Annotated in this window: 11 protein-coding genes and 1 CRISPR repeat array (1 of these 12 cut by a window edge); of the genes, 4 read left to right on the top strand and 7 right to left on the bottom strand. The window is 45.6% G+C overall.

Translation table 11 applies throughout. The features are described 5' to 3' along the window. A CRISPR array of direct repeats spans window positions 1–1,248; the repeat unit is 37 nt; unit sequence GTTTCAATCCCTAATAGGGGTTTAGTTTGATTGCGGC (it extends 931 nt beyond the left edge of the window). 251 nt (window positions 1,249–1,499) lie between these two features. Then, complete coding sequence (locus tag QUA54_RS06935) at window positions 1,500–2,210, bottom strand: DUF547 domain-containing protein (protein ID WP_333413944.1); 711 nt, start codon at window positions 2,208–2,210, stop codon at window positions 1,500–1,502. Window positions 2,211–2,446: 236 nt separating this feature from the next. After that, a complete protein-coding gene (locus QUA54_RS06930) occupies window positions 2,447–2,677 on the bottom strand; it encodes a pentapeptide repeat-containing protein (protein ID WP_333413943.1) in 231 nt (76 codons plus the stop codon). A gap of 222 nt (window positions 2,678–2,899) precedes the next feature. Between QUA54_RS06930 and QUA54_RS06925 the strand changes: the two genes are divergently transcribed. Beyond that, window positions 2,900–4,378, top strand: coding sequence for a bifunctional orotidine-5'-phosphate decarboxylase/orotate phosphoribosyltransferase (locus tag QUA54_RS06925; RefSeq protein ID WP_333413942.1), 1,479 nt, complete (start codon window positions 2,900–2,902; stop codon window positions 4,376–4,378). Between the two features lie 155 nt (window positions 4,379–4,533). Here QUA54_RS06925 and leuB read toward each other — a convergent pair whose 3' ends face one another. Beyond that, on the bottom strand, window positions 4,534–5,619 hold the full coding sequence (gene leuB / locus QUA54_RS06920; RefSeq protein ID WP_333413957.1) for a 3-isopropylmalate dehydrogenase: 1,086 nt from the start codon (window positions 5,617–5,619) through the stop codon (window positions 4,534–4,536). A gap of 359 nt (window positions 5,620–5,978) precedes the next feature. Here leuB and QUA54_RS06915 point away from each other — a divergent pair, with 359 nt between their 5' ends. Then, window positions 5,979–7,184, top strand: a complete 1,206-nt coding sequence (locus QUA54_RS06915) for a DUF4336 domain-containing protein (RefSeq protein ID WP_333413941.1) — start codon at window positions 5,979–5,981, stop codon at window positions 7,182–7,184. Window positions 7,185–7,475: 291 nt separating this feature from the next. Here the strand turns inward: QUA54_RS06915 and QUA54_RS06910 are convergent, their stop codons facing one another. Beyond that, window positions 7,476–9,269, bottom strand: coding sequence for a metallophosphoesterase family protein (locus QUA54_RS06910; RefSeq protein ID WP_333413940.1), 1,794 nt, complete (start codon window positions 9,267–9,269; stop codon window positions 7,476–7,478). Window positions 9,270–9,600: 331 nt separating this feature from the next. Between QUA54_RS06910 and QUA54_RS06905 the strand changes: the two genes are divergently transcribed. Both QUA54_RS06905 and QUA54_RS06900 read left to right on the top strand, forming a co-directional pair. After that, on the top strand, window positions 9,601–10,578 hold the full coding sequence (locus QUA54_RS06905; protein ID WP_333413939.1) for an acetamidase/formamidase family protein: 978 nt from the start codon (window positions 9,601–9,603) through the stop codon (window positions 10,576–10,578). Between the two features lie 156 nt (window positions 10,579–10,734). After that, complete coding sequence (locus QUA54_RS06900; protein ID WP_333413938.1) at window positions 10,735–11,019, top strand: hypothetical protein; 285 nt, start codon at window positions 10,735–10,737, stop codon at window positions 11,017–11,019. 380 nt (window positions 11,020–11,399) lie between these two features. Here the strand turns inward: QUA54_RS06900 and galT are convergent, their stop codons facing one another. The 3 genes from galT to QUA54_RS06885 all read right to left on the bottom strand — a co-directional run bounded on the left by galT (window position 11,400) and on the right by QUA54_RS06885 (window position 16,091). After that, on the bottom strand, window positions 11,400–12,422 hold the full coding sequence (gene galT, locus QUA54_RS06895; protein ID WP_333413937.1) for a galactose-1-phosphate uridylyltransferase: 1,023 nt from the start codon (window positions 12,420–12,422) through the stop codon (window positions 11,400–11,402). Between the two features lie 565 nt (window positions 12,423–12,987). Further along, window positions 12,988–13,272 carry a hypothetical protein gene (locus QUA54_RS06890; protein WP_333192209.1) on the bottom strand — a complete coding sequence of 95 codons (285 nt, stop codon included), beginning with the start codon at window positions 13,270–13,272 and terminating at the stop codon, window positions 12,988–12,990. A 104-nt stretch (window positions 13,273–13,376) separates the two neighbouring features. Continuing rightward, the gene (locus QUA54_RS06885) at window positions 13,377–16,091 is read right to left on the bottom strand and encodes an ATP-binding protein (RefSeq protein ID WP_333413936.1); all 2,715 of its coding nucleotides are present in this window, start codon (window positions 16,089–16,091) and stop codon (window positions 13,377–13,379) included. Window positions 16,092–16,123 lie beyond the last annotated feature (32 nt).

Raw genomic sequence — 16,123 nt, 5'->3', positions numbered from 1 at the left:
TGCCCCAAGTGATGCTCTGTCCGGCGATGCTGTTTCAATCCCTAATAGGGGTTTAGTTTGATTGCGGCTTCAGGCTATTATGACTGTTATTATTGCTGGTGTAAATGGGTTTCAATCCCTAATAGGGGTTGAGTTTGATTGCGGCAGTAGAGTTAGCCAAGCTAAATAAAGGTATTCCGTTTCAATCCCTAATAGGGGTTTAGTTTGATTGCGGTTGATACTAAAAAAGATAAGTCTGCCACAACTTGGAAAGGGTTTCAATCCCTAATAGGGGTTTAGTTTGATTGCGGCCCTTGCAAATTTTTATCCAGTCACCCGGTTTGTAAGGTTTCAATCCCTAATAGGGGTTTAGTTTGATTGCGGCAAGAACTCCTCACCGCCATGCAGAAACAACTCACAATCTTTGTTTCAATCCCTAATAGGGGTTTAGTTTGATTGCGGCAACAATAAATATGGGTTTGATTTTTTTGGAGTTCAGTTTCAATCCCTAATAGGGGTTTAGTTTGATTGCGGCTTTAGGGTGCGCGCCCTCACAAGAAAGCAGCGGCGTTTCAATCCCTAATAGGGGTTTAGTTTGATTGCGGCGACCTCGCAAGCGGAATATGGTGTGTGATTCTAGTTTCAATCCCTAATAGGGGTTTAGTTTGATTGCGGCTTAAACGATATCTATCAGAAGCCACGGGAGGGATAACGCTAGAGTTTCAATCCCTAATAGGGGTTTAGTTTGATTGCGGCTGAGAATTAAGCCTATATAATTAAAACAAGGAATGTTTCAATCCCTAATAGGGGTTTAGTTTGATTGCGGCTATTACCGGAGGTTAATGTCTGGCACGGGAGCGCAGTTTCAATCCCTAATAGGGGTTTAGTTTGATTGCGGCCTCAAGCGACTCTCTTCCAGTCGCTTTTTTTGTGCCTAAGTTTCAATCCCTAATAGGGGTTTAGTTTGATTGCGGCTGTCCAGTTTGTCTAGTTTGTCCAGTTGCTCAGTGGTTTCAATCCCTAATAGGGGTTTAGTTTGATTGCGGCAAGAACTGAAAAATTCAGCACAAGTACAGCAATTGCAGCGTTTCAATCCCTAATAGGGGTTTAGTTTGATTGCGGCCCGATACAAAGCAGTGGCATCGAATACGAATTCGTTTCAATCCCTAATAGGGGTTTAGTTTGATTGCGGCCGTATCCACCAACAGGGTTGTCACCCCTCACCGCATATGGTTTCAATCCCTAATAGGGGTTTAGTTTGATTGCGGCCCGCCATATTTGAAAGCCTTATTCTATTTAGTTTTCAAGGTACATTTCCGTAAACCGATCTAAAAAGTACCATTTCAGCGATCGACCTGTCAAGAGGCAAAATTTTCAACAGCCATCAAAACGAATCACAGCAAGCATTACAGCGTTTCCGCAAACCGATTTTTTCCCAAAAGTAGCTCAACTCCTTACATAGCCGATACAGCCGAAAAAAAACCACCCCCAAAAAAAACACCTACCCATTCCCGGAAAACTCAACCCTCAACCTGATTCAAATTCCAGTCGTAAGGCAAAAAAACGATCGCCCATCCATCGCCCACAGCCGCCTCCGGCCCCAAATAACCGCCCACATACTCAGCCACCGAACCCGCCGCCTTCACAAAATCCTCGCCGTACCACTTAAAAATCTTGCTCAAATAAAGCGTCTTTTTCTGGGCATCGTACCGCACCTTATCGGGATTGTGAATAAAACGGCTGGCATCCGCTTCTAGTTGAGTTCGTACCGACTCCGGGAAATAAGCCCCCCGGCGCAGCAGCGGGCACCCGACAGCAGCGCAAACTAATGCAAAATGGATGCGCGGTTCCGCAAAATCCGGCCGCAAAATTCCGTGTTCGATTTGATTGAGACTGTACTTTTTGCCGCCAATAATCGAATTTGAACGAGTGAAAAAATCCAAAAAACTCAGCCAGTTGGGAATTCCCAAAACTTTGGGACGGATCGACGCGATCGGATATACTTCCAGAACTTGAGAAATTGCGATCGCATTGTACGCATTCAGCCACAACGCCAGCCGCGCATCCGCATCGGTACATTCCGCCAAATCCAAATCGGCCAAACTTTCCAGCCACCTCCTCAAAACATCCGCCCCCTCAGCTTTCCAGCGCCGATAATTGACACGGCCGAAATCGTCAACGTAGCGTTGCAGCAACTCGTCCCAAATCCTAAAGTCGATCGTACCGATCATTTATTACTATCCATATGATAAGGCGGGCATTGCTTTAGCTTCTGCTTCTATTTAATACTACCGTCAATCGATTTTAGATTTTAGATTTTAGATTTTAGATTGACCCCACGGATAAATGCGGGGGCTTGAGGATTTTTGATTTGAGATTTTCGATTGATTCCACGGATAAATGCGGGGGCTTGTACCATCAAGAAATTCTTGGTCAACCGAAATAACACCTGCAACGGTAGCATTTTTTAGATTAGCCCCGTCAAACGGGATCGGCTTAAATTAGCATCGCTCAAATTAGCACCTTGTAAATTAGCTTGCCACCAAGAAGCCCCGCTCAAATTTGCCCCCGATAAATTAGCTTCCCTAAAATTTCCTCCTCTCAAATCTGCCCCTGGCAAATCCGCATTTGCTAAACTCGCCTGCGCTAGGGGAATGCCGATCAAATCACAGCCCGGAGACTGGTTAGCTTGCCGCAACTAATTGACTTGCTGGGGGTTAGCTGCAATCACCGGTGCAGCCAACCCGAACATCTGTTCCCATGAAACTGCTCCCTAATTTACAGATTTCCTGCTCTTTACCTTCTACAATTTTAAAAGATTCTTAATTTCAACTTCAACAGGGATCGGTTTCTTCCGGCACAACACCAATCCCACTTTGAGCGGCAATTTTTTAAATTCCCCTTACCTCCCTAACAAACTATGACGGATCGAACCAACTTTTTCGATAAACTGTTAGCGGCTGTTGAAAACAATCAAAGTTTGCTGTATTTAGCCCTCGACCCCGACCCGGAAACCTTGCCCGCGCTGGTTTCGATGACTGGGGAGGAAACTCAAACTTTTGTAACTGATTTGTTGTCAAAGCTAAAAAGTGCGATCGACCAAACAGCAGATTTAATTTGTGCCTGCAAAATCACCCTCGGTTTTTACCAATCTCTCGGTATTCCCGGTTGGGCATTGCTGCAAGAAATTTTAACAATTATTCCCCCTCACCTGCCAGTAATTTTAGATGCCAAACACTGCGATTTAAATACCAGCACAGTGTTTGCCAAAATTGTATTTCAAGATTGGCGAGTTGACGCTATTACTTTAAGTCCCTATCCCGGATTCGACCAAGTAGCGCCTTTTTTGTTATACGCTGGAAAAACTGTTTTTGTGCTCTGTGCCACCGCCAACTCGTCAGCGGCGGATTTGCAAGAATACCCGACGCCAAACAACCCTTTTTACTTGCAATTAGTCCGACTCTCTCAAACTTGGGGAACTCCTGAAAAAGTCGGTTTAGAAGTAGGAGTAATGCCGGATATGTTAGCCCGCATCCGCAAAGAGGCTCCTGAACGCCTAATTTTAGTCGAAGGAGACATCCCCGCAGAAAATGACCTCACAGAAGAAAACGACCTCGCACAACTGCTGGCGGCCGGTTTAAGCAAGAATGGTGAAGATTTGCTGCTGCCAGTCCCCCCGAGTTTATTAGCGGGGAAAGAGCCGCGCCGAGAAATTGAGAAATTGCGGGATAGTATTAATAAACAGAGGCTGCGGGCGATCGAAGGTAGTCCCACTTGCGAACTGTGGCTGCCCGATGTTTGCTTTTTACAACCGGAACCTCACCGCGATTTAATCTTGCAACTTTATGACATCGGCTGCGTAGTTTTTGGCGACCACGTACAAGCATCGGGAGCCGTATTTCCATATTACATCGACTTGCGGAAAATTATCTCAATTCCGCAGATTTTCCACCAAATTGTCAGCGCTTATGCAGACATTCTTAAAAACTTAAAATTCGATCGCATTGCCGGAATTCCCTACGGTTCTTTACCCACAGCAACGGGTTTAGCATTGCGGATGGAACGCCCGATGATTTTCCCGCGCAAGGAGGTGAAAACTTACGGTGCAGGCAAATTAATTGAAGGGCATTTTCAGGCAGGAGAAACGATTGTCGTAGTCGATGATATTCTAATTAGTGGCAAAAGCGTGATGGAAGGCGCGGCTAAGTTAAAATCGGCTGGCTTGAATGTGGAAGATATTGTAGTATTGATCGACCACGAACAGGGAGTCAAAGATAAGATGCAAGCCAACGGTTATTGCGCCCATTCTGTGTTAGCGCTTTCGGAAATAGCTGAAATTTTGTATCGAGCAAATCGCATCGATACCGAGCAATTCAATCTTTTGACTGCGGAACATTAAATTATAAAAATTCTAGTTACCAGGCTCTGCCTGGTAATTAATACCCGGAGGCTCTGCCTCCTTTATTTATGTCTCATTTGGCTTGTTTTAATGGAGGCAGAGCCTCCTGAAATGCGTTCCCAGGCAGAGCCTGGGAACGAGTAAAGGTAAATAGATCAACCTTGCAAAACTTCAATTAAAGCATTGCCCATCGCCCGACAGCCGACGAGTTTCATGCCTTCTGACATGATATCACCAGTGCGATAACATCGATCCAAAACTTCGACAACTGCTTGCTCGATTTTATTAGCAGCTTCCGGTTGATTTAAGGCGTAGCGCAGCATCATTGCCGCACTCAAAACTTGGGCGATGGGATTGGCTTTATCTTGTCCCGCGATGTCCGGTGCGGAACCGTGCACGGGTTCAAAAACCCCCGGCCCGTTTGCTCCCAAACTAGCAGAAGGCAGCATCCCAATACTACCAGTTAGCATCGCCGCCGCATCGGAAAGAATGTCGCCGAATAAATTGCCGGTGACAATTGTATCGAACTGTTTCGGCCAGCGAATTAACTGCATTGCTGCGTTGTCAACGTAAATGTGAGAAAGTTCGACATCAGGGTATTCTGAAGAAAGGGCAATAATGCGATCGCGCCACAGTTGCGAAACATCCAAAACATTCGCTTTATCAACGGAACACAGCCTTTTTCCCCGCTTCCTGGCCGTCTCAAAAGCGACTCGCCCGATTCTGTCAATTTCTGACTCGGTATAAGCCATCGTATTGACACCGCGTTTTTCGCCTGTTTCCGTCTCAAAAATACCTTTTGGTTTGCCGAAGTAAATGCCGCCTGTGAGTTCGCGGATTACCATAATATCTACGCCTTCGACAACTTCCCGTTTCAAACTAGAAGCATCAACCAATTGCGGTAAAATAGTCGCAGGACGCAAATTTGCAAACAATCCCAATCCGGCGCGCAGTCCTAATAATCCAGTTTCCGGGCGCTGTTCGCGGGGCAAATTATCCCACTTGTAACCGCCAATAGCTGCTAACAATACTGCATCGCAGTTGCGGCATTTTTCCAGTGTTTCTTCTGGCAGCGGATTGCCTGTTGCATCAATAGCAGCGCCGCCCATTAAAGCTTCTTGAAATTCAAAGCCGATGTCCAATTGTTGACCGACAAGTTTCAGGACATCTACCGCCACAGCGATAATTTCAGGGCCGATGCCGTCTCCTGGTAAAAGAGTGATGCGGTAGTTTTGAGTCATATCTACTAAGTTGAGAAATTTTTGCGAGCTTATCATTGTATCAGGACAAGTCAATCGATTTTAGATTTTAGATTTTAGATTTTAGATTTTAGAGGCGACGCCACGGATAAATGCGGGGGCTTGAGAATTTTCGATTTTCGATTTTGGATTGATTCCACGGATAAATCACGTGGCGGGTACCATCAAGAAATTCTTGGTCAGCTAAAAATTCATTCTTTATCTCTTAGTCCGCAGAGGCAGACTTCGTTTGACTGTATGCAGCGGTTTCAACAGCCGATTGATAAAGACGATAACTTAATCTATAACTAACAATAGTTCGATCGCACGCACGTACAAAAAAATCGGCAAGGAGTCGCGGAGTGGCAGAGGACGAAGGCATACCAACATCAGCACAGATTGATTCTCGGGACTATTCTTGGGCTTTTTGGCCAGTTGTCCCCCTCTATCCCTACAACAAGCGGCGCACCATCCGCAAGGAAATAGTCAAGGACACAATCTGGACTTTTGACCAAATACAAGGCATTTTCTACGTTGTCGTCCCGATTCGGATGACAGTAATTAAACTAGAACCCGAAGGCCTTCTCGTCTACGCCCCCGTTGCACCGACTCCTGAGTGCATCCGCTTGGTAAAAGAGTTAGTAGCGGAGCACGGCGAGGTGAAGTACATCTTGCTGACAACGGTTTCGGGCATCGAACACAAAGTTTTTGTCGGCCCCTTTGCGAGGAGTTTTCCCGAAGCGCAGGTGTTGGTCGCCCCGCAGCAGTGGAGTTTCCCCGTGAATTTGCCGCTGAGTTGGCTGGGTTTGCCTGGGAAACGCACGTCTGTACTGCCATTTGACAGCAGCAACACGCCGTTAGCCGATCAATTTGACTGGGCAATTCTCGGCCCGCTCGGCCTGGGTTTGGGCAAATTTGCGGAAGTTGCTTTATTTCACAGGCGATCGCGCACGCTGATGTTAACAGATTCCATAGTTTCCATTCCCGAAAATCCGCCCGCGATCGTCCAACTCGACTCCTACCCGCTGCTGTTTCATGCCAAAGACAGCGCCTTGGAGACGGTGGCAGACACCCACGAAAATCGGCGCAAAGGGTGGCAGAGAATCGCCTTATTTGCCATGTATTTTACGCCTAGCGTGCTGGAAGTGCCGCCGTGGTCGGAGGTATTTGCCAGCGCACGCAAAGCGCCAGAACGCTCTAGGAAAGCTTATTTCGGGTTATATCCGTTCAAGTGGAAAAAACATTGGGAGCGATCGTTTGAGGCTTTGCGGGGAGGAGGGCGGTTGTTTGTGGCGCCGATTTTGCAGACATTGATTCTCAACCGCGCGCCGAGGGAAACTCTGGATTGGGTGGATAGAGTCGCGAGTTGGGACTTTCAAAGAATTGTACCTTGTCACTTCGATAGTGCGATCGACTCCCGGCCCCGTGAATTTCGGCAAGCATTCTCGTTTCTGGAAAAACACTCGCCTGTTAATTCTTTACCCGAAGATGATTTTAAATTGCTCAGGCAGATTGATGCGGGTTTGAATAAAACCGGTTTGGTTCCGCCTGCGAAAGAGAAAGTTTAATCTTACATCTTGCACCTTTGTTAAGAACAGGCAAGATGCCTGTTTCACAATAAAATTGAGTTTTGTGGAACGGGCATCTTGCCCGTTGCTAAACAGCTAATTAAGAATGGTGCAACATCTCAGTTTAATCTTAGATCTTGCACCATTCTCAAGAACAGGCAAGATGCCTGTTCCACAATAAAATTGAGTTTTGTGGAACGGGCATCTTGCCCGTTGCTAAACAGGTAATTGAGAATAGTGCAACATCTCAGTTCACTCAGATATCTGTAGGGACAGGGCATTGCCGTGCGCTTACCTTTCGCACTTAAACTCATCAAACTTCACCACTTCCGACTCGGGTTTCCGCGTATCAAAATAGTAGCTGCTAACCGTACCCTCCCCCGTATCAAAAATAGTAAAAGCCGTAATATCGTTGCTATCAATATACGGCAGCGGCCGCCCCTCTTCTCCCAACAAAGGCGCAACAGTCGGCATCACAGGTTCCAATCCGTTCGGGTCTCCAATAGCGCTGTAATCTTCCCGATATCCCGGCGGCACAAATCGGCGCTTTTCCCCCGCAAACGCACCGTAACTGTTACCAACATTTGAAGTCTCCAAAAAGTGCATTCCGCTGGAACTGACAAACCGATTCCACAAGTGCGAATGTCCGTAAAATACCAACTGCACCCCCGCTGTTTCTAGCAATGGCACTACATCTCGAATCAGATAATCTTGCTGTTTCGGATACTCGTAACGCACCATTTTAATCTCGCCATCGAGAGCGCGATCGACTATTTGCACAGGGTCAGTATAAGCAGGTACAATATTGTCACCCAGAGAATGCGGCGGGTGGTGAAACATCACAATTTTATATTTTGCCTGCTGGAATTCCGAACTTTTTAACTCTTGTTGCAGCCAAGTATATTGAGCGCTGCCCTTGACAATCGGCTCAAAAATATGCTGTCCGTATCCCCATTTTTCGGGACTATTAAAATCTTCGTCCCGTTCCCGATACCTGCCTCTCGCACCCGGATCTAAATTCGGAGTCCGCCAAATATTCGTAACATACAAAGTTATTAACCGCACGTCCCCAAAAGTCACAGCATAGTAATTTTTGCGTCCAGGAAAGTTGAAAATTTCCTCATATGTATCGCTATTAAAACTATTGTTTTTCCGCCATATTTCCCGCACTGAAGGGTCATTGTTGGGATTCACAAATGCAGCTCGTTGAGCGTAGATTTTATCGGCTGTGGCGCGGGGAAAAGGATCGTTAAATTGGTCGCCGAGTGTGCTGTTGGTTGCAAAGCGACCCATGATTTCGTGATTGCCAATCGCCGGAAATAAAGGCGCGTGTTGGATCAGTTCGCCGCCGCTGTAAACTGTTTTGATGCCGTTTTTGTCCAGTTCGGAAAATGCGCGACCTTGCAGAGCTGGAAAGAAGGCGCGGCCTCGGTAGTCGTCGAACCATTCAGAAGCGCGATCGGGTATGTTAATTAAATCTCCTGCCATAAAAACCGCGTCAACTCTCCCAATTGTTTCGGCTACTTTCTGGAGATTTGCTGCTGTCATAGGCATCAATTGATGGTCGGAAGTGAGGAGAATTTTGAGCGGGATTCCTGCTGCTGGTGTCGGAGAAAGAGTGAAAACCTTGCTGCTGACAGATGCGCCGTCTTCTCTTTCGCTGGTGACTCGATAAGGAATGCGAACACCGGGCTTTAAATTGGGGACTTCTGCTTCGTGCCGCCAGATGTCGCGGACAATTGGATTGCTGTCAATTATGCTTTGTTTGATTTCATCGGAAATGTGCGAGTCTTTGTCTTCGCGAGTGCGGCTTAGCTTAGTAGTATTGGCTGCCGTAATTTGATTCAAATTTTCGCCGTAATCAACCGTGTGGCCAGTACCAGCAAACTCGGTAAACCAAACAACTCGTACAGAGTTTGCTGTTGGGAGTTGCAGAAACGGATCGGTTAAAAGTTGAGGTTCGTTGAGGTAAGATTGCATCATGAAGCCTGGCAAGAAAACAATCAAAATCAAAACAGCAAAAAACCAGGGAGTGCGGGGCAAATCTCTAGGGTTTTCTAATTTATCAGGCAATGGTGTCAACATAAGTCATTAGCCATTAGTTGGTAGTGGCGGGTTTCACCAGCCAAATAGAACTCTCCACCCAAATACATATAAACCCGCCCCCGCCAACTTTAAATTTTAAACTACCAACCTTATCAAAAAGTTAAGAAATTAGTAAAATATCTCACATCTAACAAACTTCAACCATTTTTTCACATCTTCTTATCTCTCCATTCTCTTTCTCTGCGCCCTCTGCGCCCTCTGCGGTTAATTTTTTTAAAAAATCTTTCTCAAAAATGATTGAGACTTGCGATATAACATTCTTAACACCCTTCCTTCAATCTAAAATCTAAAATCTAAAATCTAAAATCCCATGACCCGCCACCTTCTCAAGGCTAACTGCAAAACCGTACACTTGGGCGGTTTTTCTCCGAAGATCGAACCTGCTTTAAGGGTGGATTCGGGCGATCGCATCGATATCGAAACCTATTCAGGATATTATGTTGCTGACAAAGCGCCGCGCGAATTTCTCACCCCCGAATTTTTAGATATTTGTCAGAATTTGTCGAGCAACCGCAAAGTTGGCCCCGGGCCCCACTTGCTAACAGGCCCGATTTATGTTAATGATGCCGAACCGGGAGACGTTTTAGAAATTCACATTGAGGATGTTTACCCGAGTTTACCAGTAGGATTTAATGCAATTCGCGCCGGATGGGGAGCTTTGCCTGAGTATTTCTCCGAATCGAAATTGCGATTTATTTCGCTAGATTTAGAGCAAAAAATTGCTGAATTTCCCCCAGGTAGTGGCATTCGGATTCCCCTGCATCCTTTTTTTGGAATTATCGGCGTTGCCAATGCAGAAATCAACCGTTCTTCTATTCCTCCAGAGCGCTACGGCGGCAATATGGACAATCAGGAACTCCAACCAGGAACGCGGTTATTTTTACCTATTTTTCTGCGCGGCGGTTTACTGTCCATCGGTGACGGACATTCGGCACAAGGAGACGGTGAAGTTGACGGTACTGCAATTGAAACTTCGATGAACGGGACTATTAAAATTATCTTGCGCAAGGATTTCTTTCTGATATTTCCCTTTGCTGAAACGCCCACTCATATTGTGATTATGGGATTTGGTAGAACATTAGATGAAGCGTTTGAGATGGCGGTAAAACAGACGGTTTATTGGCTCCAAAATTTTGCGGCTTTCAAAGAAGAAGATGCTTATGTTTTGTGTTCTATTGCGGTAAATTTTCGGATTACGCAGGCTGTCAACAATCCCCAAAAAGGAGTTCACGGAATGATGCCCAAGTGTATTTTGCCGGAGGTGAAAATTATTGGTCACCGAGTTTGAGGTAGTATGATAACACGCGATCGACAAAAAAATTAAGATCGCGATCGCACAATCTACACAAATTTGTCACTGCTGTGGCCGATCGTGATCGCCATGCTGTTGACAATTAAGCTTAAAATGAGATAAGTTACAATATCTACCTAAATCGAACTCAACATGAAAAACCAGACTGACGATGTTGCCAAAAAAGATTTAGTCGATCGAGCTTTTGAGAGTGCAGTAATACCAGATCCGACAGCGTGGGTGCACGAACATTATTTTCTGGCTAATTTCGCCTATACTCTGGCCAACATTCAAGAACATTTGTCTGATGAGAGTTGCGAAATCGGCGAGAATGGCGAATCTGGCGAGGGGATATTATCGATCGATGCCAAAATTAGAGATATGTTGAGAGCTACTTTTAGCGACGACGGCTGGCAGTATGTCGAAAGTTTATTGTGAGTTTGGTAAAATCGATAACAATTTGTACGTTCATAATTTTAGAGCGTCAATTCTACCAGTTTAAAAAAAGAATGTAACTGTAAGCCCGTGCTCCCAACCCTGATATCGTCACTCATTCCTAATTCTTCAATTCTTTAATCTAAAACCTCAAATAGTATCAGTTTCCTCCCCCAACATTGACTAGCAACTCAGAGGGCGGGGGTGCATTTCCACCACAATTTGACCCCGCCCAAAAACGGATACTTGTGAATGACTCCTCTCATCGTGGATAGCTCAATATTTTAGACTAAGGTTTAAGATTCCAAATTCACCTGTGGAATAAATCAAAAATTTCAAATTTCAAATTTCAAATCGACTGACGTATTGTGATGTATGATACTCTACGTCAACCCCAAATTACTGTCGCTAGGAATTTCGATCGATCGCAAAAACCCCGCACTTTCTTCCGGCAAAGCAGTATTGATAAACATCCCGCTGCCCAACTCAAATCCAGCTTGCTTGGTGACTCTGGGAATAATTGCCATATACCAGTGAAAGTATTTTGTTGTCCGTTGGGCGATCGGCACCGATCGAATATTATAGTTGTAATCGGGATTGTTCAATCCGTAATAAAACTTAGCTAGTACAGTTTTAACAGTCTCAGCAAGATCAGTAATTTCCGCATCAGTAATCTCATCAAACGAAGAGGAATGCCGGCGCGGAAAAATCCAAGTGTGGAAGGGTGAAAGTGCAGCATAAGGGATAAACGCCACAAAATGTTCACTCTCAAAAATTACTCTTTCTCCTGCCGCTAATTCATCTTCCAAAGTCCGGCAAAAGAGACATTCTCCCGTGTCGTCAAAATATCTAATAGCTTCGTCGATGCGGCTGCGAAATTGACTTGGTACAACGGGCGTCGCTGCTATCTGCGAGTGGGGGTGTTCGAGAGAAGTTCCGGCACTTTCACCGTGATTTTTGAAGATAATAATTGTTTCAATGTGGGGATTTTTTCTAATTTCTACATAGCGCTGGCGGTATACTAAAAGTATGTTGGCAATTTCTTCAACCTTCAACAAAGCGGTCGTCAAATCGTGTCGCGGGTGTTCGACAATTACTTCGTGAACGCCGATTCCCGCCATCGTGCGGTGAATTCCCGAGGATATCCTCATCCATTCTGCTGTCGGGGAGAGTGCGGGATATTTGTTGTAAATTGCCCGGACTTTCCAGCCAGTGCGATCGCCCAAACGGCAAGTTTCTAAGGTTCCGTCTTCCTCATTTCCCACGCAAAACGGGCAATCGGCACGGTGCGGTGGCACTACTGCTGCCCACTGTTTTTTGTTAGCGAATTGATCCGGTCTTGTCGCCCGTTCCGTGGCGATAATTACCCAATCTCTGGTAATTAGATTTTGTCTAAGTTCAGACATTTTCTTACCTTCAGTTTCCGGGTCAAATTGTCTCTTATTTTAGATACATAATTTGTGATTTGTCATCGCTTTTTTGTAAAATCTTAATAAATCTTGACTTTTAAATTTCCGGCTTGTAGTCTGCTAGATACCCGAATTATTCAATAATTCAGGTGTCTAAAGTGGGTAAAGCTAATAGCAGTTTGAAGAAGTGAAAAAGAATCGTAAAATCGCATCTCTTGTCGGGCTAAAACTGACACTATTTCCCGAGTTATTATGTCCGGTGAATGTTACCAAGCAGTTACCCAGAAAATATTTCCGAAAAAACAGTGTTGACATCAGTTCTGTTATTTGTTACTGGTTATTGGTTATTTGATGACTTCGGTCGGAGTTTGGGCGATGCCCTAGGGGATAGCTGCGCTTCACGGGCTTATTTGAAAAAACCAGGGTCGATTTATGTGAAAAGCAATATGAGAGAAATTATGTCGATTTCGGCAATAGAATGTCCGCCACTTTCAACTCAGGGTTGCACCTGTTCAATTGGGATTTGTGGAGATTGCAGCCAGAACTAAATCAGGTTGATTGTCTAGCCTTTAGTTTTACAGTTTCTCAAGAATCGACCAAAGTTATGAGCCGCTAAAGTTGTCTTGAAGGCGAAATCGGTGCCAGAGTCTGATAAAGTTCGCAGTCTTTGTATTATGAAGCGTCCTGCGAGGATGGCGACTGACTCTGGATTAAATTGGGACATTCCGGCCGCGAGCGCATCTGGATTGACATATCCCAAACCTTCTAAAAATTTGGGTAATAATCCCAGAAAAACTATATTTTTACCTGAACCGTTAGGGCCGCAAATCATGTAAATAATTGGCATAATAGTAATATTAATTTTCTAGCTTTTCTCTTAGTCCCCCTCGGCTGGGACGATAGTTTGTGTAGGATTGGTTTCAACCGCCCAATACTCAAAGGGATAACTAACTATTCCTTCCCTCCCCATGACATCTGAACCCAGCGGCGGAATAGTTCGACAGTAATACTGTAGCAACCATCACTTTCTCGAACCACATCGTGGCGATCGAGAGTTTTTAGTGCTTCCTGTAAACTTGTCTCATCCATCCCTGTTTCTTGACTCAGCCTGTCGAGATTCATTCCTTCTAAGTGAGGTGCTAAGGCTTTTAAAATCTCCTGTAGTCCCGATGCGCCTTGCGCTGCTTGACCCCAAACTCCTGTAAAATAGTAGCGACCTCTGCTGAAGAATTCCGGGTCATCGATGACAGTTGCTACGTCTTCTAGTGTAAACATTGGATCGCGGGGGCGTCCGATTTCAAATACTTGGTCGTTGTAGAGGCGGACTAACAGAAATCCTACCAATTGCGTGAGATAGGGTTGACCGTGAGTTAGTTCATAAATGCGATCGAGGGCTTCTGGTTTGTAGTCGAGGAGAAAATCATCATCGGGATTCGCTAAAAGTTGGCGAGTTGCACCTAGACTAAGGAAACCTACTCGGATGGGGATAATGCTAGCAAAAAAAGGATTGAAATAATCCTCGGTCATTTCATCTAAGGTGTGCAATCCGGCAAAAGCAAAGGCTACTTTAGAACTCATTTGCACCATCCCTCGCAAAAAACCGATAAAATCTTGATTGATGTTCCCAGCGTCTATCAATTCTTCTATTTTTTCAAACTCGTCTAAAGCAACGATCAATCCACTTTCTACATTTGCTATTACTTGTTCGATGTAGCGTCCAAAAGTGAGATAGGGTAAATCGAGTAAATCGCGATCGGCAGGAGGTGCAATCTTGACTGTTTTGGCAATGGCATCGGTGATGAATATTAGCAATTCGCCGGCTCCTTGAGAGCAATCTCCTACCCGCAGCAAATTGACATAAGCCACCTGTACTTTTGAGCCTAAGCAGTTGCTAGCATTCAACAAAATCGAAGTTTTTCCCATCCGCCGATGACCGTAGAGAGCAACAGATTGAAGCGGATTGCCTTTTACCCACAACTCCTCTAGGTGTCTGATGATGTCTTCGCGGCCGACAAATAGCTTGCCTTGGACTGGATCGCCAATTATATAGGGGATACTGACTGGTTGAGTAATCGAAATATCTCCGATTTTCCCGGTCACTTGCAGTAATATTTGTTGCCATTTTTGGGCAGTTTGAATAATTAAATTTCGTTCACATTGTGGTATAATATCTGGACGATAAAGGATAGTTTCAAGTTCACCTAATGCTCGGTTGAGGGCAAGGGAACGCGCAGAACGAGATAGGCTATTCTGGACGAGTTGAACATCGGCAATTACCCGCCGTAGAGAAGCAATTGCTTCCCAAGTAGTCTCACGCAGCAGAGGTGGATTTGGGGAAGCAGGCAGCTTCAGGGAAGCAATCTCGGCTAGTTCTGCTGTTTGGTGAAAATCTGTGAGAATCTCCGCTAAGGTAAACATCTCCTCTCCATAAAGCAGATCTCGCACTACAGCGAAAGCTTCTGTGGCTTTGTCTGGTTTTTGCTCGTGGAGATACCAGAAACCAGCGGCAGAGGCGTGGGCAGGAGTATTTAAACGAATTTCTGTTTGAAAACGAGCTTGAATTTGTTGTGGATAAGGTAGGTTTAAGAACAGACCTTCTACTGCTTGTGACTTCATTACTTCACTGAGAGAAACTGAGGCAAAACGCACCAAATCCCAATCATAAGGATTTTCTGATAATTGAGCGACGCGATCGATAAGTTGGTCTTTTGGTGTCTCTGCTAGCGCGCGATTTACAGCTTTAACAACAGGGATAAACTGAAGGGTAAATCCTAGTAATTGGTTAATGTTGTGCAATCCAGTTTCCCAATCCCGGCTCAGCCAATTAGCTATTTGAGAAGACAGGTAGGGAAGGGGAAGTGGTGTAATGTGAGGAAATTGTCTATTTTGCTGTTGACGCTGGAGTAGGGTAAACGGTAAAGCGAAAAGCCAATTTTCCGGACGTGCAATCGCCACGCCGATCGCCAAACCGATCGCCAAGCCGATCGCCACGGCTGACGGCACGCCCCACTCCAGGGCTGACGGCACGTCCCACCCCACGGCCCACGCCACGGCCCACGCCACGGCCCACGCCACGCCAAACGCCACGCCAAACGCCACGCTTAGCCCCACGTCAAACGCCACGCCAAACCCAACACCTGACCTCAGAACTAGCATGACTGACTCCACGCCTAACCCCACGCCAAACCCCACGGCTGACGCCACGCCTGACGTCAGGGCTGATGCCAGGACTGACCCCACGAACACCACCCCACACGCCACGCCTAACCCCACCCCGAACAACAGGACTGACCCCACTAACACCACCCCGAACATCACGCCCAACCCCAGGGCGGACGCCACGTCCAAATCAATAGAAATAATACCTATTTCCTCCAAAAGTCTATTCAAGCCGATTGGCATAACAATGATTAACACCAAGGCTTGCAAAATTAACTGACGCTGGACTGAATTGTGACGTAACCACTCCCACTTTTCTCGCCAGGTTGTGGCGTATTTTAAATTAGATTCCCCCCCAAAGGTAGACTCATACCACCGCAAAGCTTGAGGAAATAAAAACACCCAATATAACAATCGCAGGTAATCTAAAGGATTCCACAAACAAAGAGGACGCTTCAGTTTGGGAGCTAAATCTAACCGAAGAACAGGGCGATCGTTTTGACTCATAAATAGGTGGGAATGAATAAACAGGACTTACG

Source organism: Microcoleus sp. MOSTC5 (assembly GCF_036701825.1).
Taxonomy (GTDB): domain Bacteria; phylum Cyanobacteriota; class Cyanobacteriia; order Cyanobacteriales; family Microcoleaceae; genus Microcoleus; species Microcoleus asticus.
Note: the sequence above shows the minus strand (reverse complement) of the source record. Positions and strands in the feature narration are given on the sequence as shown.

Coding starts and splice junctions, on each gene's coding strand:
- QUA54_RS06905 (WP_333413939.1), top strand. CDS start 9,601: ATGACCCGCCACCTTCTCAAGGCTAACTGCAAAACCGTACACTTGGGC.
- QUA54_RS06925 (WP_333413942.1), top strand. CDS start 2,900: ATGACGGATCGAACCAACTTTTTCGATAAACTGTTAGCGGCTGTTGAA.
- QUA54_RS06935 (WP_333413944.1), bottom strand. CDS start 2,210: ATGATCGGTACGATCGACTTTAGGATTTGGGACGAGTTGCTGCAACGC.
- leuB (WP_333413957.1), bottom strand. CDS start 5,619: ATGACTCAAAACTACCGCATCACTCTTTTACCAGGAGACGGCATCGGC.
- QUA54_RS06900 (WP_333413938.1), top strand. CDS start 10,735: ATGAAAAACCAGACTGACGATGTTGCCAAAAAAGATTTAGTCGATCGA.
- QUA54_RS06890 (WP_333192209.1), bottom strand. CDS start 13,272: ATGCCAATTATTTACATGATTTGCGGCCCTAACGGTTCAGGTAAAAAT.
- QUA54_RS06910 (WP_333413940.1), bottom strand. CDS start 9,269: ATGTTGACACCATTGCCTGATAAATTAGAAAACCCTAGAGATTTGCCC.
- QUA54_RS06885 (WP_333413936.1), bottom strand. CDS start 16,091: ATGAGTCAAAACGATCGCCCTGTTCTTCGGTTAGATTTAGCTCCCAAA.
- galT (WP_333413937.1), bottom strand. CDS start 12,422: ATGTCTGAACTTAGACAAAATCTAATTACCAGAGATTGGGTAATTATC.